The sequence below is a fragment of the Pseudomonas syringae group sp. J254-4 genome, from assembly GCF_032586855.1.
In the GTDB taxonomy this organism is placed as follows: Bacteria; Pseudomonadota; Gammaproteobacteria; order Pseudomonadales; family Pseudomonadaceae; genus Aquipseudomonas; species Aquipseudomonas amygdali.
Genome location: NZ_JAWHOO010000001.1, coordinates 42,216 through 66,976, shown reverse-complemented (window position 1 = coordinate 66,976; position 24,761 = coordinate 42,216). Strand labels below are relative to the sequence as shown.

22 protein-coding genes are annotated in these 24,761 nt (G+C 58.5%); 12 read left to right on the top strand and 10 right to left on the bottom strand.

Features of this window, described 5'->3' with window-relative positions:
* Window positions 1–186 precede the first annotated feature (186 nt).
* The 7 genes from RYB09_RS00300 (at window position 187) to RYB09_RS00270 (ending at window position 9,062) form a co-directional block, all read left to right on the top strand.
* Entirely contained in the window at window positions 187–1,002 is an 816-nt protein-coding gene (locus tag RYB09_RS00300; RefSeq protein WP_002553828.1) for a class II aldolase/adducin family protein, read from the top strand.
* Between the two features lie 70 nt (window positions 1,003–1,072).
* On the top strand, window positions 1,073–1,981 hold the full coding sequence (gene glsB, locus RYB09_RS00295) for a glutaminase B (protein WP_002553827.1): 909 nt from the start codon (window positions 1,073–1,075) through the stop codon (window positions 1,979–1,981).
* Window positions 1,982–2,061: 80 nt separating this feature from the next.
* The gene (locus RYB09_RS00290) at window positions 2,062–3,132 is read left to right on the top strand and encodes a DUF1615 domain-containing protein (RefSeq protein WP_004658518.1); all 1,071 of its coding nucleotides are present in this window, start codon (window positions 2,062–2,064) and stop codon (window positions 3,130–3,132) included.
* A 306-nt stretch (window positions 3,133–3,438) separates the two neighbouring features.
* On the top strand, window positions 3,439–5,250 hold the full coding sequence (locus RYB09_RS00285; protein WP_122258188.1) for an ABC transporter ATP-binding protein: 1,812 nt from the start codon (window positions 3,439–3,441) through the stop codon (window positions 5,248–5,250).
* 87 nt (window positions 5,251–5,337) lie between these two features.
* Complete coding sequence (locus RYB09_RS00280) at window positions 5,338–6,375, top strand: NADP(H)-dependent aldo-keto reductase (protein WP_058401124.1); 1,038 nt, start codon at window positions 5,338–5,340, stop codon at window positions 6,373–6,375.
* 67 nt (window positions 6,376–6,442) lie between these two features.
* Complete coding sequence (locus RYB09_RS00275; protein ID WP_005733527.1) at window positions 6,443–7,243, top strand: SDR family oxidoreductase; 801 nt, start codon at window positions 6,443–6,445, stop codon at window positions 7,241–7,243.
* The gene (locus RYB09_RS00270; protein WP_122258189.1) at window positions 7,236–9,062 is read left to right on the top strand and encodes a glycoside hydrolase family 15 protein; all 1,827 of its coding nucleotides are present in this window, start codon (window positions 7,236–7,238) and stop codon (window positions 9,060–9,062) included. Before RYB09_RS00275 ends, RYB09_RS00270 begins: the two co-directional genes overlap by 8 nt.
* Before the next feature lie 48 nt (window positions 9,063–9,110).
* On the opposite strand, the gene RYB09_RS00265 is transcribed toward RYB09_RS00270, so the two are convergent.
* The 5 genes from RYB09_RS00265 to RYB09_RS00245 are packed head-to-tail and all read right to left on the bottom strand — an operon-like array spanning window position 9,111 to window position 15,059.
* Window positions 9,111–10,538 (bottom strand): DUF2723 domain-containing protein, encoded by a 1,428-nt coding sequence (locus RYB09_RS00265; RefSeq protein ID WP_316887100.1) that lies wholly within the window; start codon window positions 10,536–10,538, stop codon window positions 9,111–9,113.
* Between the two features lie 54 nt (window positions 10,539–10,592).
* On the bottom strand, window positions 10,593–11,561 hold the full coding sequence (locus RYB09_RS00260) for a YbhN family protein (protein ID WP_122258191.1): 969 nt from the start codon (window positions 11,559–11,561) through the stop codon (window positions 10,593–10,595).
* Entirely contained in the window at window positions 11,558–12,298 is a 741-nt protein-coding gene (locus tag RYB09_RS00255) for an SDR family oxidoreductase (protein WP_122258192.1), read from the bottom strand. The genes RYB09_RS00260 and RYB09_RS00255 overlap by 4 nt, the downstream gene beginning before the upstream one ends.
* Window positions 12,295–13,611: an FAD-binding oxidoreductase gene (locus tag RYB09_RS00250; protein WP_316887099.1), complete on the bottom strand. Its 1,317-nt coding sequence runs from the start codon at window positions 13,609–13,611 to the stop codon at window positions 12,295–12,297. Before RYB09_RS00250 ends, RYB09_RS00255 begins: the two co-directional genes overlap by 4 nt.
* Window positions 13,608–15,059, bottom strand: coding sequence for a UbiA family prenyltransferase (locus tag RYB09_RS00245; protein WP_316887098.1), 1,452 nt, complete (start codon window positions 15,057–15,059; stop codon window positions 13,608–13,610). Before RYB09_RS00245 ends, RYB09_RS00250 begins: the two co-directional genes overlap by 4 nt.
* A gap of 370 nt (window positions 15,060–15,429) precedes the next feature.
* Between RYB09_RS00245 and norR the strand changes: the two genes are divergently transcribed.
* Together norR and RYB09_RS00235 are read left to right on the top strand one after the other, a co-directional pair.
* Window positions 15,430–16,980: a nitric oxide reductase transcriptional regulator NorR gene (norR, locus tag RYB09_RS00240; RefSeq protein ID WP_316887097.1), complete on the top strand. Its 1,551-nt coding sequence runs from the start codon at window positions 15,430–15,432 to the stop codon at window positions 16,978–16,980.
* 116 nt (window positions 16,981–17,096) lie between these two features.
* Complete coding sequence (locus tag RYB09_RS00235) at window positions 17,097–17,321, top strand: DUF6555 family protein (RefSeq protein ID WP_004658504.1); 225 nt, start codon at window positions 17,097–17,099, stop codon at window positions 17,319–17,321.
* Between the two features lie 22 nt (window positions 17,322–17,343).
* Here the strand turns inward: RYB09_RS00235 and RYB09_RS00230 are convergent, their stop codons facing one another.
* A complete protein-coding gene (locus RYB09_RS00230; RefSeq protein WP_316887096.1) occupies window positions 17,344–18,762 on the bottom strand; it encodes an MFS transporter in 1,419 nt (472 codons plus the stop codon).
* A 316-nt stretch (window positions 18,763–19,078) separates the two neighbouring features.
* Here RYB09_RS00230 and RYB09_RS00225 point away from each other — a divergent pair, with 316 nt between their 5' ends.
* Window positions 19,079–20,386, top strand: a complete 1,308-nt coding sequence (locus tag RYB09_RS00225; protein WP_161796148.1) for an Nramp family divalent metal transporter — start codon at window positions 19,079–19,081, stop codon at window positions 20,384–20,386.
* Window positions 20,387–20,447: 61 nt separating this feature from the next.
* A complete protein-coding gene (locus tag RYB09_RS00220) occupies window positions 20,448–21,899 on the top strand; it encodes an MFS transporter (protein ID WP_058401134.1) in 1,452 nt (483 codons plus the stop codon).
* Between the two features lie 8 nt (window positions 21,900–21,907).
* Here the strand turns inward: RYB09_RS00220 and RYB09_RS00215 are convergent, their stop codons facing one another.
* The 3 genes from RYB09_RS00215 to RYB09_RS00205 all read right to left on the bottom strand — a co-directional run bounded on the left by RYB09_RS00215 (window position 21,908) and on the right by RYB09_RS00205 (window position 23,020).
* Window positions 21,908–22,105, bottom strand: a complete 198-nt coding sequence (locus RYB09_RS00215) for a hypothetical protein (RefSeq protein WP_058401135.1) — start codon at window positions 22,103–22,105, stop codon at window positions 21,908–21,910.
* A 159-nt stretch (window positions 22,106–22,264) separates the two neighbouring features.
* The gene (locus RYB09_RS00210) at window positions 22,265–22,468 is read right to left on the bottom strand and encodes a hypothetical protein (protein ID WP_002553810.1); all 204 of its coding nucleotides are present in this window, start codon (window positions 22,466–22,468) and stop codon (window positions 22,265–22,267) included.
* 63 nt (window positions 22,469–22,531) lie between these two features.
* Entirely contained in the window at window positions 22,532–23,020 is a 489-nt protein-coding gene (locus RYB09_RS00205) for a DUF3828 domain-containing protein (protein WP_005733540.1), read from the bottom strand.
* A 198-nt stretch (window positions 23,021–23,218) separates the two neighbouring features.
* Here RYB09_RS00205 and RYB09_RS00200 point away from each other — a divergent pair, with 198 nt between their 5' ends.
* Window positions 23,219–23,803, top strand: a complete 585-nt coding sequence (locus tag RYB09_RS00200; RefSeq protein WP_316887095.1) for a LysE family translocator — start codon at window positions 23,219–23,221, stop codon at window positions 23,801–23,803.
* Between the two features lie 9 nt (window positions 23,804–23,812).
* Here the strand turns inward: RYB09_RS00200 and RYB09_RS00195 are convergent, their stop codons facing one another.
* Window positions 23,813–24,646, bottom strand: a complete 834-nt coding sequence (locus RYB09_RS00195) for an AraC family transcriptional regulator (RefSeq protein WP_058401137.1) — start codon at window positions 24,644–24,646, stop codon at window positions 23,813–23,815.
* Window positions 24,647–24,761 lie beyond the last annotated feature (115 nt).

Below are 24,761 nucleotides of genomic sequence, written 5' to 3'. Positions count from 1 at the left end.
TAAAAATTTATTTAAATAACCTTACCGAATATCAATAGACCGCCTGATGCGCTTGGGAAACCTGTATGGCAGTCATTTTTAATATTCTTATTTTTTATAATTAGCTTAGAAGTAAATGTAATTTTTAATTGATTTGTAATGCGCCTAGTCTGGCTGGCCAGTCAGCAGTCACCAAGGAGCAACATTATGAGCAACGTCAGCGCTTTGCCACTCCAGCCAGGTACTACGCCGTCGGGTGGCGGCAGTGTGCGTGACAGGGTTTCGCCGCAGGAATGGGAAGTCCGGGTCAAGTTGGCGGCGGCCTATCGGCTGGCCGCGCTCAAGCGCTGGACCGACCATATCTATACACACTTCTCGGCGCGGGTACCGGGGCCGGACGAGCACTTTCTGATCAACGCGTTTGGCCTGTTGTTCGATGAAATCACCGCATCCAATCTGGTCAAGGTCGACATCGACGGCACGATTGTCGATGACCCGACAGGGCTGGGTATCAACTACGCCGGTTACGTGATTCACAGTGCCATTCACGCTGCGCGCCATGACCTGCAAGCGGTGCTGCACACCCACACCCGTGACGGTATCGCAGTGTCGGCGCAAAAGGACGGATTGCTGCCGATCTCCCAGCACTCCATTGCCTTCTCCGGGCGCGTGGCCTATCACGGTTACGAAGGCATTGCGCTGGACCTGAGCGAGCGTGAACGACTGGTCGCGGACCTGGGTGACAAGAGCGTGATGATCCTGCGCAATCACGGCTTGCTCACCGGCGGGGTGAGTGTAGAGCACGCATTCCAGCAGCTGCATGCCCTCGAGTACGCCTGCAATATCCAGATTGCAGCGCAGTCTGCCGGCAACGCAGAGCTGGTGTTTCCGCCCCGGGAGGTCATCGCCAAAGTGGAAGAGCAGGCCAAGGCCATCAAGGACGGTAATGGTCCGGGTGTCGCCCGACACTGGAATGCGCTGATCCGCGAGCTGGAGCGTAGCGGCACCGATTACCGGGACTGAGCCTGCAACACAGTGATGCGAGGCGCCTGGGGTTGGTGTAGTGTGCGCAGCCAAAACATGGGGCGCACACATGCAAGACCTGCTGAACGAAATCCTCGATGAAGTAAGACCCTTGCTTGGTCAGGGCAAGGTGGCCGATTACATTCCGGCGCTGGGCGGGGTGCGGCCTGATCAACTGGGCATTGCGGTGTACGGCAACGACGGCCAGGTGTTCAGCGCCGGTGATGCCGAAACGCAGTTTTCGATACAGAGTATTTCCAAGGTGTTCAGCCTGGTGCAGGCCATCGGGCACTCCGGTGAGGACATCTGGCAGCGCCTGGGGCACGAGCCCTCCGGCCAGCCGTTCAACTCGCTGGTGCAGCTGGAATTCGAACGGGGCAGGCCGCGCAACCCGTTCATCAACGCCGGCGCGCTGGTGATCTGCGACATCAATCAGGCACGGTTTGCGGCACCGTCGCTGTCAATGCGTGACTTCGTTCGACGCCTGTGCGGCAACCGGGCGATCACCTCCGATTCCAAAGTTGCGGAATCCGAATACCAGCACCGTTCGCGCAACGCCGCAGCGGCCTATCTGATGAAGTCATTCGACAATTTTCATGGCGATGTGGAAGACGTGCTGCGCAGCTATTTCCACCATTGCGCGCTGAGCATGAATTGCATTGATCTGGCCAAGGCGTTCGGTTTTCTGGCCAATCAGGGCTTCTGCACTCACAGTGGCGAGCAGATACTCACCGCGCGCCAGGCCACTCAGGTCAATTCGATCATGGCCACCAGCGGTCTTTACGATGAAGCCGGTAACTTTGCCTATCGCGTCGGCCTGCCAGGTAAGAGCGGAGTAGGGGGTGGTATCGTTGCGATTGTGCCGGAGCGCGCTTCGGTCTGTGTGTGGTCTCCGGAGTTGAACGCGGCGGGCAATTCCCTTGTCGGTATGGCTGCGCTGGAAAAACTCAGCGCGAGGATCGACTGGTCGGTGTTTTAAAGCCTTCTGAAGTGAACGGTGCGGTAAATCGCGAACCTGGCAGGAGTCATGGATTGAATCGAAGGCTAAGCAAATCGCTCATGCTGAGCGTCGGGCTGCTGGTGCTGGCAGGTTGTGGCACTCAGCGTGTGCAGGAACCTGAACTGAGCCCGGAACAGGCGCGTGCGCAGATCGTGCGCCTGATGCCTGCCACTGTTACGGATCGGCAGGCTTGGGCAACAGATATCCATGCCGCATTTGCCGCGCAGAAAATTCCGATGACCACCGAAAACCTGTGCTCGGTATTGGCTGTGACCGAACAGGAGTCAACCTTTCAGGTCGACCCTGCGGTGCCGGACATGGGCCGCATTGCCCGTGCCGAAATAAACCGCCGCGCGGCGCGCTTGCATATCCCCAATGCGTTGATAGCCACTGCATTGCGCGTACGTTCACCAGACGGCAAGACCTATGGCAAACGCCTCGATTCAGCCCGCACAGAGAAAGACCTCAGCGCGATCTTTGATGATTTCATCGGCATGGTACCGCTGGGCCAGGCACTGTTCGGCAATTTCAACCCGGTCAAGACCGGCGGCCCGATGCAGGTAAGCATCGCCTTTGCCGAGAAGCATGCGGAAGATTATCCCTACACGGTGGATGGCTCGATCCGACGCGAAGTCTTTACTCGCCGTGGCGGCATGTATTTCGGCATCGCTCATCTACTGGGTTACCCGGTGAACTACACCCAGTCCCTGTACCGCTTTGCCGATTTCAATGCCGGTTGGTACGCCAGTCGCAATGCCGCGTTTCAGAACGCGGTGAGTCGTGCGACCGGCATCGAGCTGGCGCTGGATGGCGATCTGATTCGTTTCGACTCCACCTCGCCAGGCTCCACCGAGCTGGCAGTGCGAACCCTGGCTGACCGGCTGGGCATGAACAAGTCACAGATATGGAACCAGCTCAAGCAGGGCGATACCCTGGAGTTCGAAGAGACCGATCTGTACAGCAAGGTGTTTGCACTGGCGGACAAGGCAGCAGGCAAGCCCTTGCCAAGAGCCATCCTGCCCGGCATCACCCTGAAAAGCCCGAAAATCACCCGCAACCTGACCACCGCCTGGTTCGCCGAGCGCGTCGACGACCGCCGCGAACGCTGCGTACAGCGCGCACCGAAGTGAGGGTGAGTCCGGAATAAGCGATCACACATCGATTATCGTTACCACGCTCCGCGTGGTAATGCAGTTCGTGACGCTCCGCGTCACACATTAGAGCCTTGACACCTGATTCAGGCCGTACGAGATGCAGGCCTGAGCTCCGGTTACGCCTGCTGTTTCACCAGACTGAAGATGTGCGACGCAGAGCGTCACGAACTGCATGCCAACGCGGAGCATTGGCACGATAGTCATCTCAAGGCTTTGTGTATAACGATGAGCGCTTCAGTGAACTGCCCCCTATATGTAAGGCTCTTCAGGATTTTTTAACGTATGCCGGTTTTCAAACGCTTCACGTCGTTCATGCAGCAGGCCTTACGGGCCATGCATCTGGTCTGGACCACGTCCCGAGCGCTCTCCGTTGGCTTGATCGTTGCCACGCTGGTGGCAGGCTTGCTGCCCGCGCTGGCCGCCTGGCTGGGGCAGCGGATTGTCGATGCGGTGGTCAGTGCCATGCAACTGCATGCCAGCACTGGCGAGGCTCCTTTATGGCCGGTGTTGCGTTATGTGTTGCTTGAGGCCGGTGTACTGGCCCTGCTGGCCGGTGCGCAACGCGGGCTGTCGGTGCAGCAGGCGCTGTTGCGGGTGTTGCTGGGGCAGAAGGTCAATACGTTGATTCTGGAGAAGGCCCAGACCCTGTCACTGTCGCAGTTCGAAGACTCGGAGTTTTACGACAAGCTCGTGCGCGTCCGGCGTGAAGCCTCGACACGGCCGCTGGCACTGGTGACCAAATCCCTGGGATTGCTGCAAAACCTCATTTCGCTGATCAGCTTTGCCGTACTGCTGGTGCATTTCTCGCCCTGGGCGTTGCTGATTCTGGTGCTCGGCGCATTGCCGGTGTTCTTTGCCGAGGCGCATTTTTCCGGCGACGCGTTCCGCCTGTTTACCCGGCGTGCTCCGGAAACCCGTCGGCAGAACTACATCGAAACACTGCTCTCCCACGAGGGCTACATCAAAGAGGTCAAGCTGTTCGGCTTCGCGCCGCTGCTGCTCAAACGATATCGCGACACCTTTGAACGGTTGTATGCCGAAGACCGCCGCTTGACCGTGCGCCGTGATGGCTGGGGCTTTCTGCTCGGCTTGCTGGGCACTGCTTCGTTCTATCTGGCGTACGCCTGGGTGGTGGTCGATGCGGTGCATGGGCGTATTACCCTGGGGCAGATGACCATGTACCTGGTGCTGTTCAAGCAAGGGCAGGCCGCTGTGAGCAGCAGCCTGAGTGCGATCAGTGGTTTGTACGAGGACGGGCTGTACCTCGCCGACCTGTACATTTACCTCGGTCAGCCGGTCACGCCGTCTGCTGGCAGCCTGACCCAGGGTGCACTGCCCGGCGATGGCATGCGTTTCGAGAACGTCAGCTTCACTTACCCTGGCACCAGCCGCGCAGCACTGGAAAACATCGATCTGCATCTTGCACCGGGTCGTAGCGTGGCGCTGGTGGGCGAGAACGGCTCGGGGAAGACCACCCTGATCAAGTTGCTGACGCGCCTTTATCAGCCCGACCAAGGACGCATTCTGCTGGATGGCAGCGATTTGCAGGAATGGGACGAAGACGCCCTGCGTTCACGCATCGGCGTGATTTTTCAGGACTTCATTCGCTATCAGTTTCTGGTCGGTGAAAACCTCGGGGTCGGCGATACCCAGGCCTTTCACGACGAAACCCGCTGGCGCGAAGCCGCTGCGCAAGGCATGGCAGCGCAGTTTATCGAACAGCTCGACAAGGGTTACGCCACACAATTGGGTCGCTGGTTCGCAGGCGGTCAGGAGCTGTCCGGCGGGCAGTGGCAGAAAATCGCGCTGTCACGCGCCTACATGCGTCGCGATGCCGATATTCTGATTCTCGATGAGCCCACTGCCGCGCTGGATGCCGGGGCAGAAGCTGCGGTATTCGAGCATTTTCGCGAGTACGCCAAGGGACGCATGACGCTGCTGATTTCCCACCGTTTTTCCAGTGTGCGCAACGCCGAACATATCGTCGTGCTGGAGCATGGGCGGGTGCTGGAGCGCGGTGATCACGACAGCCTGATTGCCGCGGCAGGGCGCTACGCCGCGCTGTTCGATCTGCAAGCGCAAGGCTATCGCTAGATAAAAAGTGTTGCAGTCAATGACCAGTCGGCGTTTTATGGGAGCCCTGTTTCAAGCTGTATCTTTTTGAATCAAACGGAGACATCGATGCAATTTCGTAAATTGGGCAAAACCGATCTGTCGGTCAGCGCGATCTGTCTGGGCACCATGACCTGGGGCGAGCAGAACACCCAGGATGAAGCATTCGAACAGATTCGTATGGCCAAGGATGCCAAGGTCAACTTCCTCGACACGGCAGAAATGTACCCGGTGCCGCCGCGTGGCGAGACGTATACCAAGACCGAAAGCATCATCGGCGAGTACTTCAAGAAGTACGCTGACCGCAACGACTGGGTACTGGCCAGCAAGGTCGCCGGTCCAGGTCGCATGGATCATATCCGCGATGGCAATCCGCGGCTTGACCGCAAGAACATCACTGCGGCGCTGGAAGCCAGCCTCAAGCGTCTTAATACCGATTATCTGGACCTGTACCAGCTGCACTGGCCGGATCGCAAGACCAACTTCTTCGGCGTGCTCGGTTACACCCACGACCCGGATGATCAGGCCGTCGAAATCGAAGAAACCCTGTCGGTACTGGGCGATCTGGTCAAGGCGGGCAAGATTCGCCACTTTGGCCTGTCCAACGAAACGCCGTGGGGCACCCAGCGTTTTCTGCACCTGGCCGAAACCCTTGACTTGCCGCGTGCTGTCTCGATCCAGAACCCCTACAACCTGCTTAATCGCACCTTTGAGGTCGGTCTGGCAGAGATCGCCATTCGCGAACAGATCGGCTTGCTGGCCTATTCGCCACTGGCGTTCGGTGTGTTGGCTGGCAAGTACCTGGACGGTGCACGTCCGGCCGATGGCCGCCTGACCCTGTTCGAGCGCTTCCAGCGCTACAACAACCCGCAGGCGGTCAGCGCCACCGCCAAATACGTCGCGCTGGCCCGCGAACACGGCCTGGACCCTTCGCAGATGGCGCTGGCCTACGTCACCAGCCGTCCGTTCGTAACCAGCAACATCATTGGTGCCACGAAACTGGATCAGCTGAAGATCAATCTGGAGAGCATCGACGTCACGCTGTCCGATGAGGTTATCGCCGGTATCGAAGCCATTCATACCGCTCAGCCCAACCCGGCCCCATAAGCCGAACTGAACTTACTTTCAGCCTCGTCAGTCAGCACTAGTACGCTTACTCCGAGGCTGAAATTCGATGCATATCTCACTCAAGCAACAAGTCGCAATCGTTACCGGCGCCAGCTCCGGTCTGGGCGCAGGTGCTGCGCGAGCGCTGGCGGACGCCGGTGCAGCGGTGGTGATCAATTACAACTCCAAGGCTGAACCTGCCGAGAAGCTGGCTGAAGAGATTCGTGCAGCGGGCGGTCGTGCCCTTGCTGTCGGCGCCGACGTGTCGAAAGAAGCAGACGTCGAGCGCCTGTTTGCGCAGACCATCGAGCACTTTGGCGCATTGGACATCCTGGTCGCCAACTCGGGCCTGCAAAAAGACGCAGCCATCGTCGACATGAGCCTGGAAGACTGGAACACAGTCATCAACGTCAACCTGACCGGGCAATTTCTCTGTGCCCGCGCTGCGTTGCGCCAGTTCATCAAGCAAGGCATGCGCCCTGATGTGTCACGGGCGATGGGCAAGATCATTCACATGAGTTCAGTGCACCAGCTGATTCCATGGGCCGGGCACGTCAATTACGCAGCGTCCAAGGGCGGCGTCGATCTGTTGATGCGCAGCATCGCTCAGGAAGTCGGCGAGCTGAAAATTCGCGTCAACAGCGTTGCGCCGGGTGCCATTCGCACGCCGATCAATGCCGACGCACGCAAGGGCGACGCCGAGAAGGAAATGCTCAAGCTGATCCCTTATGGCCGTATCGGTGAGCCCGAAGACGTCGCCAATGCCGTGCTCTGGCTGGCCTCCGATGCCTCGGATTATGTGCACGGCACCACCCTGTACATCGACGGCGGGATGACCCTCTATCCGGAGTTCCGTGGCAATGGCTGATTTTCCCCAAGAAGCGCAAAACCGTATCGAAGACCACGGCATCATTGGCGATATGCGCAGCGCCGCGCTGATCGCCGACACGGGCAGTATCGACTTCTGCTGCTGGCCGGATTTCGACAGTCCGTCGATTTTCACCGCGCTGCTGGATACGCCCGATGCCGGGATTTTTCAACTGGCACCTGACTTGCCGGACGCCAGAAGGCTGCAGATTTACCTGCCCGACACCAATGTCCTGCAAACCCGCTGGATTTCCGAGGACGCAGTGGTGGAAGTCACCGACCTTATGCCGATTGGTGAAGATCAGGACGATCTGCCGCGCATCGTGCGCAGGGTTCAAGTGCGTTTTGGCGAGGCCACGATTCGCATGCGCTGCCGGGTACGCATGGACTACAGCCGAGCTGAAACCACCGCGCGTATCGATGGCCAGGACATCTGTTTCGAGGCCGAAGGGCAGCCAGGCATGCGCTTGTCGGCCGCTACGCCGCTACAGCTGGAGCAGCAGGATGCTGTGGCCGAGTTTCACATGCACAAAGGCCAGACCATCGAGTTCATTCTTGGTGGTATCGATGACCCGAACGTGGCCGCAGGCAAATGCTCGCGCTATTTCGACGACACGCTGAAATTCTGGCGGCGCTGGGCCGGGCAATCGCAATACAAGGGCCGCTGGCGTGAAATGGTCACCCGCTCGGCGCTTGCGCTCAAGCTGCTGACCTCGCGCAAGCATGGTGGCATTGTTGCAGCCGCGACGTTCGGTCTGCCGGAAACCGAGGGCGGCGAGCGCAACTGGGACTACCGTTATACCTGGATCCGTGACGCTTCGTTCACCGTGTATGCCTTCATGCGTCTGGGCTACACCGACGAGGCCAATGCGTTCATGGGGTGGGTGCGCGGGCGGCTCGACGACTGCTGTGAGCAGACCGAGAAACTCGGCATTCTGTATGCCCTCGATGGCCACGCAGAATTGCCGGAAGACAATCTCGATCATTTGTCCGGCTACGGCGGTGCTCAGCCGGTACGCATCGGCAATGAGGCCTACAAGCAGGTTCAGCTGGATATCTATGGCGAACTGATGGACGCCGTCTACCTGGCCAACAAGTATGGCGACGCCATCTCGCACGACGGTTGGCAGCATGTCGTTCGCCAGGTCGACTACGTGTGCGAACACTGGAGCGACCGCGATGTGGGCATCTGGGAAATGCGCGGTGGCGATCAGCATTTTCTGCATTCGCGGCTGATGTGCTGGGTGGCACTGGACCGGGCACTGCGCCTGGCGTTCAAGCGCTCGCTGTCGGGGCCCTTCGAGCGCTGGACCAGGGTACGTGAAGAGATCCACAACGATATCTGGGAGAATTTCTGGAACGAAGACCTGGGCCACTTCGTGCAGCACAAGGGCAGCCGCAATCTGGATGCCTCAATGCTGCTGATGCCGCTGGTACGCTTTGTCGGTGCCAATGACCCGAAGTGGCTGGCGACGCTGGACGCCATCGAGGCAGCACTGGTGCGTGACGGGATGGTATTCCGCTATCGCAACGATGATGATCACGATGACGGACTGGCAGGCGAAGAGGGCGCATTCGTTGCCTGTTCGTTCTGGTACGTCGAATGTCTGGCCCGCGCCGGTCGGGTCGAGCAGGCGCATCTGGAGTTCGAACAATTGCTGCGTTACGCCAACCCGCTGGGCTTGTACGCCGAAGAATTCGACGCGCATGCTCATCATCTCGGTAACACACCGCAGGCCCTGAGCCATCTGGCGTTGATCAGTGCGGCCAGTTTTCTGGACCGCAAACTGGGCGGCGGGCAGGCGCTCTGGCAGCCTTGAGAGTGTGCGCGAACTGATCATGAATGAGAGTCAGAGGTTCATTCATGATCAGTTCGCCTGCAATGAATATCCTGCCGGCTGTTCTTCCAGCCGGTAGTTCTGTGTAAGCGTCCCGCAATAGCTCAACCGTGGTAGATAGACGCCGTTGCTGTTCAAGGCCGCTCGAATGGCAACGTTGTCGTCGCACATGGCCAGCCTGCGACCGCCAAGCAGCCCGATGGCTTGCCCGGAGCGCATGGCACCCATCGGTGTCCAGTCGGCGATGATCAACGCACCGTTGGGCACGACCTGTTCATAGGCGCGCACGAACTGCTCGGCAGAGCGGTCGCGCAGGTAAGGCACCATGAAATAACGGATATCGTCGCGGTAGGGCAGCTTCTCCTTATGCTCAGGAAAATGTATGACCCCGTTTGCGTAAAGTGAATACGCCAACAGAACCACTGTCGGCGAGGACAATACCGAGAGATTGAGCAAGGTGCTGCGTGTCACATTGTGTGGCAAAACCCGCCGCAGCTGAATCATGCCGATGATGCTCAGCATCGCCACGCCGGGTAGAAAAAAGGTGAAACGGTCGGTCACGTTATAGGAAATGGCAAAAACCAGATTCAACAGCGCCGCACTCCACAACAACCGCAGCCGACTCTCCTTGGGAAACAGCAGCAGCCCCGCCAACTGCGGCCCTATCAGTGACAGCAGCACCAGTATGGCTGCGTTCCTTTCCTCCAGGAGTTCGTCGAAACGCAACAGGCTGCCTTGCCACTCCGGCCCCGCAATGGTCGCGGACGCACCGGTCAGGTAACGTCGAGCAATATCCAGCAGGCCCAATCCGGTGTTCAGGTCATTGAACACCGCGACAGCCGCCGCTGCGAAGCCGAGCATGAAGCCGGGCAGGGTGATCAAAACGCGCGCTTTATACAGGTACAGCAGATACAGGTACAGCGGCAGCAGGACCACGAAGGTCAGTTGATGAGTCGAGGCCGCCATTCCAGTCAGCACGCCAATCATGAACAGCTTTTTCAGCGGCGTCAGACGGTTACTGTCATTGAACTGCAGCGTATAAGCCAGCAGTACGACCAGCGTGTGCAGCAGGTAAACCTCGGCTTTGGTCGACACCCAGAACACTCCGTGCGCCAATACCGTCGCTGCGCCAGCGAGTATGGCCTGACGTTGCCCGGCGCCGAGGCTTTGCGCCAGTCGATAGACGATCCATGCCAACGGCACGAGGAGTAACGAATTCAGCAGGCTGAGCGCGCGTGAGCCGAACAGTGTGAAGAATACCGAGTTGAGCAGTTGATAAAGCGGATGCTCCAGCGGTCCGAGCGACTGACTGAAATAATGGCCTTCGCGGGCGTTGGCCAGAAACATGCCATTGTCCATCCATTGCACCGGCCCGCTGGAGGCCAGAAAACTTGCGGCGATGGCGGCACCCAGCAGAAACAGGGGCATGGCAATCGAGGTGCGCGAATCGGGTGGCATTGAACAGCTCCTCCGTGAGGTGAACATAAGATGGCGGGTGCCTGTTTTACTGCCTCAAGGCTGACGCCCCGTTGGTGTTGCAGCGTTGAACCGGGAAAGCATCACGGCACCGATCGCCACCGCGAACCACAGGGTCGCCAGACGTATCAGCAGCGTGGCGGCAATCGCGTCAGCACCGGGCATGCCTTTGAACATCAGCAGCCCGACCATCACTGCTTCGGCACTGCCCAGGCCACCCGGCATGAAGCTCAACGCTCCGGCGAGCATTGCCAGTGCATAGGTGAACACGGCAAACGTCAGTGGGATCTGCGCGCCCATCCAGCCAAGCATCCAGTAAAACGCTAGTGCCTCGGCGCTCCAGGCAAGCAGACTGAGCAGGCTGGCGGTCAGCAACACTCTTCCGTGCAGGCATTGACAGGCGGCGAGCAGGATGTCGAACAGCTGCCGCCGCAGCCTGTGCAGTCGTGTGCTCTTCTCCGTCGGCAGCGCACCTCGCATGCGCTTCAGCAAATGACCCTGAGACAGCACCAGCAGCCCCGCCAGAACCAGCGCCAGGCCGATAAAAATCATGGGTTGCGCCTGCGGGTACCACGACAAACCGAACAGCGTCAGCAGCACGATGGCCAGCAGATCGGACAGGCGTTCGCTGAAAAATGCAGCAAAACTTTGTGGGTACGGTACGCCCAGCGGCCTCAGCAATACGCCACGCAGTGCTTCGCCGGCCTTGCCGGGCGTGGTTGTCAGGGCGAAGCCGGCCAGGTAGATCCGCAGGCTTTGCCGCCAGGAAAGCGGATGCCCCAGCACCTCAAGGTAAAGCTGCCAGCGTCCGAAGCGCAGCGCGTAGTTGATTGCCGACATCAGCAAGACCAAGCCAATGCCCTGCACCCCGACCTTGCCGGTTGCTGCGCTGACTGCCTGCCAGCCGCCCCACAGGGAAAATCCCAGATAGCCCAGTGCCGAGAAGACGACCGACAGCAGCACCGCCCGATAGCGCCAGCCTGACAGCAGCGGCATGTCGCTCAAAGGTCGAGCCTTTTGAATAATGGCTGTGGAATCGCGCGAATCACCCACATGATCCATGCCCAGAAGCCCGGCGCATAAAGGCTTGTAGACCGGCGTGCGATGCCCTTGACGATGCGCTCGGCAACAGCTGCCGGTTGCGCCACCAGCAAGGCAGGCAACGGCAGACCGTGGGTCATGGGCGTGTCGACAAAGCCTGGCTTGATGGTCACTACGTGTACGCCGAGCTTGAACATCCGCGCCTGCAACCCGTCGCAGAACGTCGAGACGGCAGCCTTGGCCGAGCCGTACAGGTAATTGGAAGGGCGTCCTCGATCACCTGCGACGGAGGAAAGCACCGCCAGCGTGCCGCAGCGCTGCACTTCGAAATGCCTGGCCAGCAGGGTCAGCAAGGCAATAACCGCTGCACCGTTGGTGATGAATTCCTGTATGGCCAGGCCTGCGTATTGTTCGCAGGCCTTCTGGTCGGGCAGGGTGCCGTGAGCCACCAGGACGATATCGATCTGCCCCAATGCAGCCAGACAGCCGGCCAGCATCGCCGGGTGCTCCGAAAAGTGCGTAACGTCCAGACGGTGTGTGTCGATACGTCCGGCACCGCGCGCCTTGAGATCGGCTGCATTGCTGTCGAGCTTCTCCATGTCGCGCGCCACCAGAAAAAAATCACAGCCCTGCGCGGCCCAGAGTCGGGCACAGGCGTGGGCGATGGCTGATGTCGCGCCGATGATCAGAATTTTTTTCATGGCATCACTCGTTTCCAGAAGCGGGACATCAAGGAGGGGTCACGCAGGGCTTCAAGTTGCTCCCAGGCTGGATAGGCCTGGCGGAAATCGCTCCCGGTCATGTGTGCATCTTTTGCCGGATATAGACGTCCACCCGCTTCACGGACAATGGCATCCAGGCGTGGGAACAGTGTTTCGGCCAGCTCGCGCGTCTGCGAAAAATCCAGTGCCAGCGAAGTACCCGGCATCGGGAAGGACAGCAGCCCCGGCGAAGCGATATCGCCGCAGCGCTTGAGTACCGCAAGGAATGAACCCCGGCCCGATGCAGCAATAGCATCGAGCAGCAGTTGCATGGCCTTGGGCGCGCAATGCTCGGGGATCACGCACTGGTATTGCTGAAACCCTTTGCGACCATAAAGACGATTCCAGTGCTGGATGCGATCCAGCGGGTAGAAGAACGCTTCGCACGCGCTGCGGTGGGCCTTGGCCTGTTGTGGATGGGCGTGCCAGTAGATCGAATTGAATGCACGCAAGGACAGATGGTTGACCAGTGAAAGCGGGGCAATGAACGGTATGCTCAGACGCTTGGGCGCATCGACCGTTAGCGACCCGTAACGAGCGTGGTCGCCGACGACGTACACGCCACGGCCGCTATTACTGCCTCGCGCCAGGCAATCAATCCAGGCCACGCTGTACTCGTGCTGCGCGTCCAGCTCGTGCGACAGGGTAAAAAATTCTGCCAGATTGGCGAAGCGCACCACCGTGCTGTTGATCTGACTGGTACGGATCGGCATCAATTGCAGCTCGACCCGACTGATAACGCCGGTCAAGCCCAGGCCGCCGATGCTGGCAGCGAAAAACAAAGGGTTTTCCACGGCCGAACAAACCATCGGCGGCTCGCCATGACGGATCAATTCGAAACGTATGACATGACAGCCGAAGGTGCCGCGCAGATGATGATTCTTGCCGTGCACATCGTTGGCAAGCGCGCCGCCTATCGTCACAAACTGCGTGCCCGGTGTGACCGGTAGAAACCAGCCGCGCGGGATTGCTGCCGCCAGCAGTTGTGACAGGGTCATGCCTGCTTCCAGTTGCACCACGCCGTTCTGCCAGTCTGCGGCAATGAAGCGATCCAGCTTGCGCATGTCCAGTACGTGACCACTGCTTGCCAGACAACTGTCGCCGTAGCTACGGCCGTTGCCGAACGGCAGGCTGGTGTGATGGTGCGCAAGTGTTTCTGAGATGTGCGCCGGCAAGCGATTTACCGCCTCACAGTCATGACCTTGCTGGGCAACCTGCGGGTAGCGCCCCCAGGAGTAGAGAGGCGCGCTCATGCGGCGATCCAGAACACCAGCAGGAACAGAAAACCGATCCCCTGGCTGATCCGGTCGCGGATTGCGAAAACTACCGGGTCCTCGTTCATCTGGCCGCGATGGGTGAGCATCCAGATCCGCGTGATCCAGAACAACAGCAACGGGCAGGCCAGCCAGATCACATGCGGATGCTGATACAGGGCAACCGTCGCGCCCTCATGGATGTAAAGCGCCAGGACCATTACCGCCAGATTGCCCGACGATGCACCCAGGGAGGCGATCATGTCCAGATCGCCCGGGTAGTAGCCGCGGCCGCGTGCCTTGACGGTCACATCGCACAGCCTCGCGTCGCGCAGTTCGGCATAGCGCTTGACCAGCGCGAGGCTGAGAAACAGAAACATTGAAAATGCCAGAATCCAGAACGTCAGCGGCAACTGAAACGCCGCTGCACCGGCCAGGATGCGCGTGGTGTAGAGCATCGCCAGAACAATGACGTCCACTGCCATGTGGCGCTTGAGGTAAAGCGAGTAGACCAGCGTCAGCAAGTAATAGGCAGCCAGCACCGCCGCAAATTGCCATGGCAACATGATTGCGGCCAGGGCGAAGGCTGCTGCGAGCAACAGCGGGATCACCAGCAGGCCGGACTCGATCGGCAACTGACCGCTGGCGAACGGGCGCTCGCGTTTGCTGCGATGGTGGCGGTCATCTGCCAGATCAAGCAGGTCATTGAGCAGGTAGACGCTTGATGCGCACAGCCCGAAACACAAAAATGCGAGCAATCCGTCGAGCAGCAATTGCATGCTCTGGACTTGGTGAGCGGCGAGCAGAGGCACAAAAAGCAGTGTGTTTTTCAGCCATTGGTGGAGGCGTAACGCCTTGCGCCACGCACTGCGTCGGGACGATGTGGATTTGATCACCTGTTCGACGTTTCCTTGTGCCCGCGCCGCGCGTTCCACACCTGCGAGCGGGCTGGCGACGATGGCCTTGCGTGAGACTTTCCAGATGCACAGGTCGTCCCGGGAATTACCGATGTAATCAAAACCGCCCTCACCATAATGGCTGACCAGCAAATCGCGTTTGCGATGGGCAGAAAGATTGGTTTTACCGTCCGAGGCCCAGACCTGATCAAACATTTGCAGGTGAGCTGCGATCTGGTTGGCAAGGGTTTCGTGAGAGGCCGTTGCCAGAATCACCCTGCGCCCGTGCTGCCGCTTGGCCTGGATATAAGCAATGACCGCAGCGTCGTAGGGCAGTAACGCAACGTCGATGTTGGTGCCCAGAGCCAGCCCTTGCTTTAGGAGCGCCTTGCCTTGTAACAGCCAGGTAAAAAGCCTGAATACCTGCAGTGGTCGGCCGCGGATAAAGGCCACCGCGGTTTCAAACAGCAAATCTGAACGCAGCAGCGTTCCATCGAGGTCGACAACCAGAGGTGTATCAACCTCAAGAGCTCTTCCTTGAGTGCCGGGCATGGACAGTTGCTCCTGTAAAAGTGAGCGCACTATGGAACAAAGCCGGACAATCGCCACATCAATAAAATTAAACGATATCCATCATTCAGCCGTGCCTGTGGCGTCAGAAAAATTAAGGGGCGGGCAACTATGACTGCATGAACGCTATTGATTCATTGATTGATCAACTCACGGAGTCTGGTGCGGAAACTGTAAAGTTAATGAGTCATTTCAAATAGCTGATTAACCCGGAGGACTCTATTCGCGCGTTGATACAAGGCGTTCGGCATAAGGTGGCAGAACGGGCGAGCCTGGACAAACATCGCGGTGACCACTTGTTCGGCATGGCGAGTCATAATGACGCCTTTGTTGACCGTCTGCCGGAGTCGTAATGACCCATCCCCTGTTGCGTGAGCTGATACCGTTGGTGTCCGACCTGTCCAGAGAACTGCCGGACGAAGAGCGTTATCGGCGTCTGCTGTGCTCGCTGCGCCACTGGTTGCCTTGCGACGCTACTGCACTGCTCAGGCTAGAGGGTGATGTGCTGATTCCGCTGGCGGTCGACGGCCTCAGTCCGGACACGCTCGGCCGTCGCTTCCGGGTCAGCGAGCATCCGCGCTTCGAGGCGTTGCTTGCGAGTGACGGGCCGCTGCGCTTTGCTGCCGATTGCGATTTACCGGACCCTTATGACGGGCTGGTCGACGGTCATGGTGCGCTGGAAGTGCATGATTGCCTGGGCTGCGTGCTGTCTGTTCAAGGGCGGCCCTGGGGGCTTATTACCCTGGATTCGCTGGACCCTTCCAGCTTTGGCAGCGTCGATCTGGATAACCTGCAGGCCTTTGCCAGTCTCGCAGCGGCAACGGTCATGGCGGGCGAGCGTATCAACCAGTTGGCGCGGGGCTTTGAAGATCAGCGTCAGTTGGCCGAGGTCTACAAGCGCGCTGCCGGTGGGCGAGCACCTCGCGAGCTGATTGGCCAGAGTGCGGTTCACCAGCGTATGCAGCAGGAGATTGAACTGGTCGGCAACAGCCCGCTGACGGTACTGGTCATGGGTGAAACCGGTGTCGGCAAGGAGTTGGTGGCCGAGTCCATCCATCTGCACTCGCCGCGGGCACACAAGCCGCTGATCAGCCTCAACTGCGCCGCGCTGCCTGAAATGCTGGTCGAGAGCGAATTGTTCGGGCATGTCAAAGGCGCTTTTTCCGGAGCGGTCAACGGGCGTAGCGGCAGGTTCGAGCTGGCGGATGGCGGCACGCTGTTCCTTGATGAGGTGGGTGAGCTGCCATTGTCGGTGCAGTCCAAGCTGTTGCGTGTGCTGCAAAGCGGTCAGTTGCAACGGGTCGGTTCTGATCAGGAACACCATGTGGATGTGCGCATCATCGCTGCCACCAATCGTGATCTGGCCGAGGAAGTGCGCTCCGGCCGGTTTCGGGCGGATCTCTATCATCGACTGAGCGTCTACCCGCTGCTCGTGCCAGCACTGCGCGAGCGCGGACGGGATGTGTTGCTGCTGGCCGGCTATTTTCTCGAGGAAAACCGTGTGCGCATGGGGCTGCGTGGGTTGCGCCTGAGCGCCGAGGCACAGCGGCTGCTACTCGCGCACCACTGGCCGGGTAACGTTCGTGAGCTGGAGCACCTGATCAGCCGGGCGGTGCTCAAGGCATTGTCTGCCCATCCGCAAAAGCCGCGCATCCTGACGGTCGAAGGGCCAGCGCTGGGTCTCGACGGCTCGGCGTCTGCCACGCCGCTACCCACGGCTGAAAAAGCCCTTTCAGCGGCTGTGCAGGGAGCAGGGCTGAAGGCGTCGGTGGATGCTTTTCAGCGTTCCTTGATTGTTGATTGTCTTGAACGACATCAAGGCCGTTGGGCAGAAGTGGCGCGCGATTTAGCGGTGGACAGAGCCAATCTCAATCGACTTGCCAGGCGCCTGGGTATTCGTTGATATATCCGAATGCGGATGTTCGTTGGTCGCCGACATTGAAAAAATAATGAATTTCTTTGCAGTGAATGCAGTCACCTATACTTCAAGCCACTGCTGAAAAAAGGATCAGGCTTTCAATGGCACTTCCAAAGCATTACCGCATTGATTATCTGCTAAACGGTTCGTTCAAGAGTTTTTATATACGCACCGAGAATATGGACAACGCTGAAGCATGGCACTGTGCAAGTGTCGACGCGGGCCTTGCGCGCATACCGAAATACCGTTTGGAGAAAGTCGCCAAAGTGTCCAAACCTTATGCTGAACACTTTGGTGTGACCAATGTGGAGTGGGCTCAGGCCTGAACCCCCTCCACGGTCAGGTCACTCAACGGTGGGCTATCTGCTCCAGCGCCAGATTGCGTGTACGTGGTCCGAACCGGCCAATGGTGATGATCACGATCAGCATGCTGCCAACAATGAACGCCAGTACGCCCGGTGTGCCGAAATGGTCGAGGAAAATCCCGATCAGCAGGCTGCTGAACACCGTTGACAGGCGGCTGAACGAGTAGCAAAAACCCACGGCACGTGCGCGGATGTTGGTCGGAAACAACTCACCCTGGTATGAGTGATAACTGAAGCTCAGCCATGCGTTGCAGAATGTGATCATGATTCCGCAGAAAATAAGGCCTGCTGCGCTGGTCTGGAAGGCAAACAGGCTGCCGAAGATCATTGCTCCCAACGCTGAGCCGACGATTTGCCATTTATTCTCGAAGCGGTTGGCAAATTTCACGAACAGTAAAGGGCCGAGCGGGTAGGCCAGCGTGATCACGAACGCATACCCCAGGCTGTGTGTAACACTCAGGCCCTGGCCAGAAAGCAGGGCGGGCAGCCAGTTGCCGAAGCCGAAGAAGCCAATCGCCTGGAAGATGTGAAATACGATCAGCATCAGTGCACGACGACGGTAAGGCGGTTGCCACATATCGGCGAAGCGGCCGTTGCCTGACAGCGCGACTTTCTCCGGTTCAGGTTCATCCAGCGGCTTGCCCTGGTCTTTGATACAACGTGCTTCAATTCCGTCCATGATCAGCTCGGCTTCGTCGAAACGCCCTTGCTGCGCCAGCCAGCGTGGTGATTCCGGCAGGGCTGAACGCAGCCACCAGACAAACAGCGCAAATACCGCGCCGCCAATCACCACCCAGCGCCATCCGGAAAAGCCGAAGGGTGCCTGAGGCACCAGCCACCACGACATCAGCGCCACGCTGGGAACTGACAGGAACTGGATGAAAAATGCGAAGGCGAACGCTGAGCTGCGTATACGTTTGGGCACCAGTTCCGATAGGTAGGTGTCGATGGTCACCAGCTCGACGCCCAGGCCGATGCCGACCACAAAGCGCATGCCTATCACGCCCAGGGCGGAGGTCTGCAGACCCATGATCACCGTGGCAATGGTGTACCAGATCAGCGCGAAGGTAAAAATTGCGCGGCGACCGTAACGGTCGGCAATCGGGCTGACCAGACTTGCACCGAAAAACAGGCCCAGAAAGGTCGCCGAGGCAAAGGCTGCCTGATCGGAAAAGCCGAACAGGCCCTGGCTTCCCGTGGCAAAGATCCCGTCGCGAATCAGACCGGGGCTGATGTAGGCCGTCTGAAACAGGTCGTAAAGCTCGAAAAAACCGGCGATAGACAGCAGGGCAACCAGTTTCCAGATAGTAGCAACCGCAGGCAGTCGATCAATGCGCGCCGAGATATACGCTGCCCGCAGCTGTTCGCTCTTGGGTGCACCTGTGCGAGGTGATGAGTTCATCGATGGCGATCCTGAGTTCTTGTAGAGGCCTGAATAGTACTCTTTACAATTTGTAATGAATGGTCTTTTAATGCGGTTAATGGACTCTAAAAGATTAATAATTGTTTAGTTGGTATGGTTTTTGAGTGTTTATACCGGTTTAGACAGGCTGTACGCCGTTGAGATAGCGTGTGATTAACCATGCAGCGCCAGCCTTGAAGACCAGCAAGCGTCAAAACAACAGGCATGAAGCCACCAAGCATGTATCAACATGTGTCGCAAAACCTTAGGATGAAGGTCTTGATTTTCTGCCTGTCGGGTTCCCGTGACGTACAAACTGCCCACCACTGCAACAGCCCCTTTCTGCCCCTCGGCGACCACTGACAGCGTGACCATCCCGCCGAATGCGTCCTTGCTGCGCAAGATGATGCTGTTCGTGGGACCCGGCCTGCTGGTTTCCATCGGTTACATGGACCCCGGCAACTGGGCGACGGCTATCGAGGCCGGGTCGCGCTTTGGCTATTCATTGTTGTTTGTGGTGGTGCTGGCCAGTCTGTCGGGAATGGTCTTGCAAAACCTCTGTTCCCGCCTTGGCATCGCCACCGGGCGTGATCTGGCGCAGCTGTCTGCTGCCCGCTACAGCCGTAATGTCGCCAAAGGCCAGTGGCTGCTGGCAGAGCTGTCGATTATCGCCACCGATCTGGCAGAGGTGCTGGGGGCGGCGTTGGCGTTTCATCTGTTGTTGGGCGTGTCGATCACCACCGGTGTAGCGCTGACCGCTTTCGATACCCTGATCGTGCTGGCCTTGCAGGGCGCCAATTTCCGGCGTCTGGAAGCTATCGTGCTGGGGTTGATTGCAACCATTGCCAGTTGTTTTGCCGTCGAGCTGTTTCTGATCAAGCCATTCTGGCCGGATGTGGTGGCGGGCCTGAAACCGAGCTGGGATGTACTGAGCAGCCAGGAGCCGCTGTATATCGCCATCGGTATTCTGGGTGCCACAGTCATGCCGCATAACCTTTATCTGCATTCGTCGGTGGTGCAGACCCGCGTCAATGGTGCTGATCTGGCCAGCAAAGCCACTGCCATTCGCTACGCCCGACTGGACACCATTGGTTCGCTGAGTCTCGCGTTGCTGATCAATGCGGCGATACTGATCCTCGCGGCTGCGGCGTTTCACAAGACCGGGCATACCGAAGTGGTCGAGATTCAGGACGCTTATCACTTGCTTGATCCATTGGTCGGCGGTGCCATTGCCAGTGTGCTGTTCGGCGTCGCCTTGCTGGCGGCAGGGCAGAGTTCGACGTTCACCGGGACCATCGCCGGGCAAGTGGTGCTCGAAGGCTTTCTGCAGGCCAAAATTCCCTGCTGGCAGCGCCGCTTGATTACTCGCGCACTGGCACTGATTCCGGCGCTGATCGGGGTGATCTGGCTGGGTGACAGTTCGGTCGGCAAGATGTTGGTGCTCAGCCAGGTGGTGCTGAGCCTGCAACTGCCGTTTGCGCTCTGGCCGCTGATTCGCTTTACCAGTGATCCGCAGCTGATGGGGCCGTTCGTCAACAGTCGACTGGTCAAGATTGCCGCCTGGGGCCTGTTCGGTCTGATCTCTGCCGCCAATCTGACGTTGCTGTGGTTCTGGGTGAGCTGAACTTGATCGCCGCAAGTCACTCTCAAACCTGACACCAATGTTCGCTGTCAGGGAGGCGGAAATGACCACAACCGATGAAAAGGGTGCAGTGTTCGAAACCGATTTGCCGGCCCGTCTGGACCGCTTGCCCTGGGGGCGGTTTCACACCTTGCTGGTTGTGGCGCTGGGTATCACCTGGTTGCTCGATGGCCTGGAAGTGACCCTTGCAGGCTCGGTGGCTGGTGCTCTGAAAGCCAGTCCTTCGCTCAACCTGACCAACAGTGACGTAGGCCTGGCGGGTGCCGCGTATATCGCCGGTGCCGTAATCGGCGCATTATTTTTTGGCTGGCTGGCGGACCGTCTCGGGCGTCGCAAACTGTTCTTCATCACCTTGCTGCTGTACGTCGGTGCCACGGCCGCCACGGCTTTTTCATTCAGTGTCTGGAGCTTCATGCTGTTTCGCTTTCTGACCGGTATGGGTATCGGTGGCGAGTACACCGCAATTAATTCGACCATTCAGGAATTTACCCCGGCGCGTTACCGGGGCTGGGTCGACCTGACCATCAATGGCACGTTCTGGCTGGGTGCTGCGCTGGGCGCGATTGGCTCGATTGTGTTGCTCGACCCGCAATGGGTAGGTGCCGAACTGGGCTGGCGCCTGTGTTTCGGGATTGGTGCGGTATTGGGCCTGCTGGTGCTGCTGATGCGTCTGTGGCTGCCGGAGAGCCCACGCTGGCTGTTGATTCACGGCCAGGCCGCGCAGGCGAAAAAGATCGTTGAGCAGATAGAGGCCGATCTTCAGCGCCAGGGCCATGTGCTGCCCGCGGTGCAGGGCAAACCCTTGCGCCTGCACGTGCGCGACCACACGCCATTGGGGGAGGTTGCCAGAACCTTGCTGGTGACGTTTCGCCAGCGTTCGCTGGTTGGCCTGACGCTGCTGACGGCCCAGGCTTTTTTCTACAATGCGATTTTCTTCACTTACGCGTTGGTCTTGACCGACTTCTATGGCGTGCCGTCCGAGCGCGTCGGTTGGTATGTGTTGCCGCTGGCGCTGGGTAATTTCTGCGGTCCGCTGCTGCTGGGCAGGTTGTTTGACGTGGTGGGGCGGCGGGTCATGATCAGCCTGACCTACGGTGTATCAGGCGTGCTGTTGGCGATCAGCGGCTATATGTTCGAGCAAGGTCTGCTGGACGTAACCCAGCAGGCCATTGCCTGGATGGTGATTTTCTTCTTTGCTTCGGCGGCGGCCAGCTCGGCCTACCTGACAGTGGCCGAAACCTTTCCGCTGGAAATCCGCGCATTGGCGATTGCGGTGTTCTACGCCTTCGGTACGGGGCTGGGCGGGATGATAGGCCCGACGTTGTTTGGTGAGTTGATAGAAACCGGCGAACGCAGCAATGTGCTGATCGGCTATCTGATCGGGGCAGGGTTGATGCTGTTCGCGGCGCTGGTGCAGTCGATATGGGGCGCAGCTGCCGAACGCAAGTCTCTGGAGGAAGTAGCGAGGCCGCTGTCGCAGGCTGGGGAAAGGTAGACGGTCAGTTACCGGAACACGCCACGAAGACCATCGACGGATGCGCGCAAGCCGAGGATCCGCTCATTGACCTCCTGCGCTTCGTGCGGGCGAGAAGTACGTTCCAGGTACAAAAGATGTCCGGCAAGATTGGCCGAGACGCGTTCAAGGTCGTCAGCGGTGCGCCTGACGTAGGCCTGGATGTCTTTCAGTTGTTCGACTTGCACGGATGGTTCCCCTATAGGTCGCATCCGAGCGCACTAAATGACTAAATGAATGGGGGCTGTGATGAACCCCCTCAATCGAATTATCGACCGCTACAGTAGCTTTCTTTAGCGTCGCAGGTAAATAAACAGCTAATAAATTTTTGCCCGCTGCCGCCCAGCCTAATCGTCTTCCTGATCGTCATGTTCCGAGTAGGAATCCAGCAACTCGGCCAATGCCAGGGTACGGTCCAGCCCGCTGCGGCTGGACATGATTTCGGCCACTGCCTGCGTGGCGGCAATTCTGGCAGCTTCGCGTTCGGCATCGGTGTTATTGGGCGTGGCGGCCTGCGCAGCCTCAATAATCGATTGCTCAAAGGTATTCATGGTGCTCGCTCGTGAAATTCAAGTGCCTGTGATACCGAGAATGACGGATTGTTTCAAGGCCGATCAATCACCTTCGTAAGGAAATTCTTCCAGGGTCTGCATCAGTGCGACACCCTGCGGCCCTTGAAGATTGTCCAGCACCCAGCAACTGCTGGCATTTTTAGTCAACAACAGACGAGTGGTCTGGCTGGTGACCGGCTGCTGCGGGGCGTCTTTGTAGCCCAGGTTGTAGGTCATCTCGACCACCGCCTGCTTGTCGGAGTTGGACACCAGCTTCCAGTCGATGGGCTTCTGCACATCGCCGTCCTGCGCGTCGGTCCAGGGGTTGGCGCTGACTGCGCACTGGTCACCGTTCTGGCAGGCCCAGTCCTTTTTCAGCAAGCCCAGCAAAGGCTTGGACAGGTAATCAGCCGAGCCTTTGCCACTGAGGTAGAAGTCCTGATGCTTTTCGTAGACCCAGCGCGCGGTATCGACCGGGGTCGCAGCAGGGCAGGCGGCCTGGGCCGTTGATGAAAGCAGGCAGGCGAAGGCAATGGCAACGGTTCTGGACATGGAGCAGGCTCGCAGAGAAGGTGGCAGTGATGTTACAGGCTGGCAACACTGCATTTGTAAGGCATGCGGGCAAAAAAGCAATGGTTTTAGGTGAAGCGGATGGCTGGAATAATATTTTGAGCAATTTCCTTCAATACGCTGTTCATTGCAGTCATTACCTTGAGCGGGTCATTTCTGATCATGTTCAAGGGGGTTTCCATGACTATGCTGATTTCCATGGCTGCGTTTGCACTGGCTTCGTCCATCACGCCGGGACCGGTCAACATTGTGGCGTTTAGTGCCGGTGCGCGCTATGGGGTCTGGCCGGGCATGCGCCACGTGCTGGGTGCAACGCTGGGCTTTACCCTATTGCTGCTGCTCATCGGTTTTGGCCTGTACGAAACCTTGCAGCAATGGCCATTTCTGACCCGAATCATTCAATGGTCCGGCGTGGCATTTCTGCTGTATATGGCGTTCCGGCTTGCAACCGGCAACGGTCAACTGAGCCTGGGCGATAAGGCAGTCGGTCCTTCGATGATACAAGGGGCGGTCATGCAATGGCTCAACCCCAAGGCATGGCTGGCATCGATAGCAGGCATGGGTGTTTTTGTTGTCAATGGCGAGGCCACGTTGATCTGGCAATTCGCAACCATCTATTGTGTGGTGTGTTACCTGTCACTGGGTTGCTGGGTCTTTGCCGGGAGTTTTCTGAGCAACTATTTGTGCAGCGCGGCAAGCGTACGTGTTTTCAACCGGATCATGGCGCTGTTATTGGCTGGCTGTGCGTTGTATCTGTTGATCTGACCCGTGCAATCACAACCGATACTGCCCCGGTGTCGCTGCCAGGTGTTTTTTAAACTCACGCTGAAAATGCGCTTGATCGGCAAAGCCGGTTTCCTGTGCAACGTCGGCAATCATCTTGCCGCTTTTCAACTGTGTTTGGGCGTGCTGAATACGGCGATTGAGCAAGTAGGCATGCGGCGTCAGGTGATATCGCTGCTCAAACGAGCGAATCAGGTATGACGCTGAGAGGTTGGCTGCAGCACAGATGTCGGCGAGTTTGATGGGCCGGGCAAAGTTGTCGTTGATGTACTCAGCGGCGCGCGTGACTCGGGGGGAGAGTTGGAGGAGCGGCGCTGGCGCAGCATCAAATGTCTCCAGCATCAGGGTGAAGAACGCTACCGCCGTGCAATGTTTTTGCAGCGTATCGGCTTTTGCGTCGGTCAGTGTCTGGTACAGCGCCGTCAATTTACCGAACAGTAGCGGATCGCTAGTGTGCGTATAGGGCAGGGGTTGAAAGCCGGATTCAGCGTTCAGCCCTATATCCTGCTGTATGTCGCCTAGCCAATGGCTGTCCACATAAAGCATCAGGTACGACCACGGCTGATTGTTGATCGGGTTGCAGGCATGCACATCTCCGGGGTTCATCAGGACCGCGGTGCCTGCCGTTACGCGCTGTGAGCTCTTTTCGTGCAAATAGGTGCTTTGCCCAGCGGTAATCGCGCCGATGGAAAAAGTCTCATGCGAATGCGGGGCATAGCAGACCAGCCGGCCATCTTCTACCGAGCGCGCCTCAATGAAAGGCAGACACTCATCGCGCCAGAAAAAGGGGGTTGCGGTCGAGTCGCTGGAGTGGATGGTGCTCATGCTGATATCCCGTCGGCAGAGCACCGAGGGTAGCTGAACTTATGTGCCAGCGCGATGCCGATGTGTCGCAGTGCGTTAAAAAGCACCGGCTAGTGCAAATGCTCTGCGTCGGCAT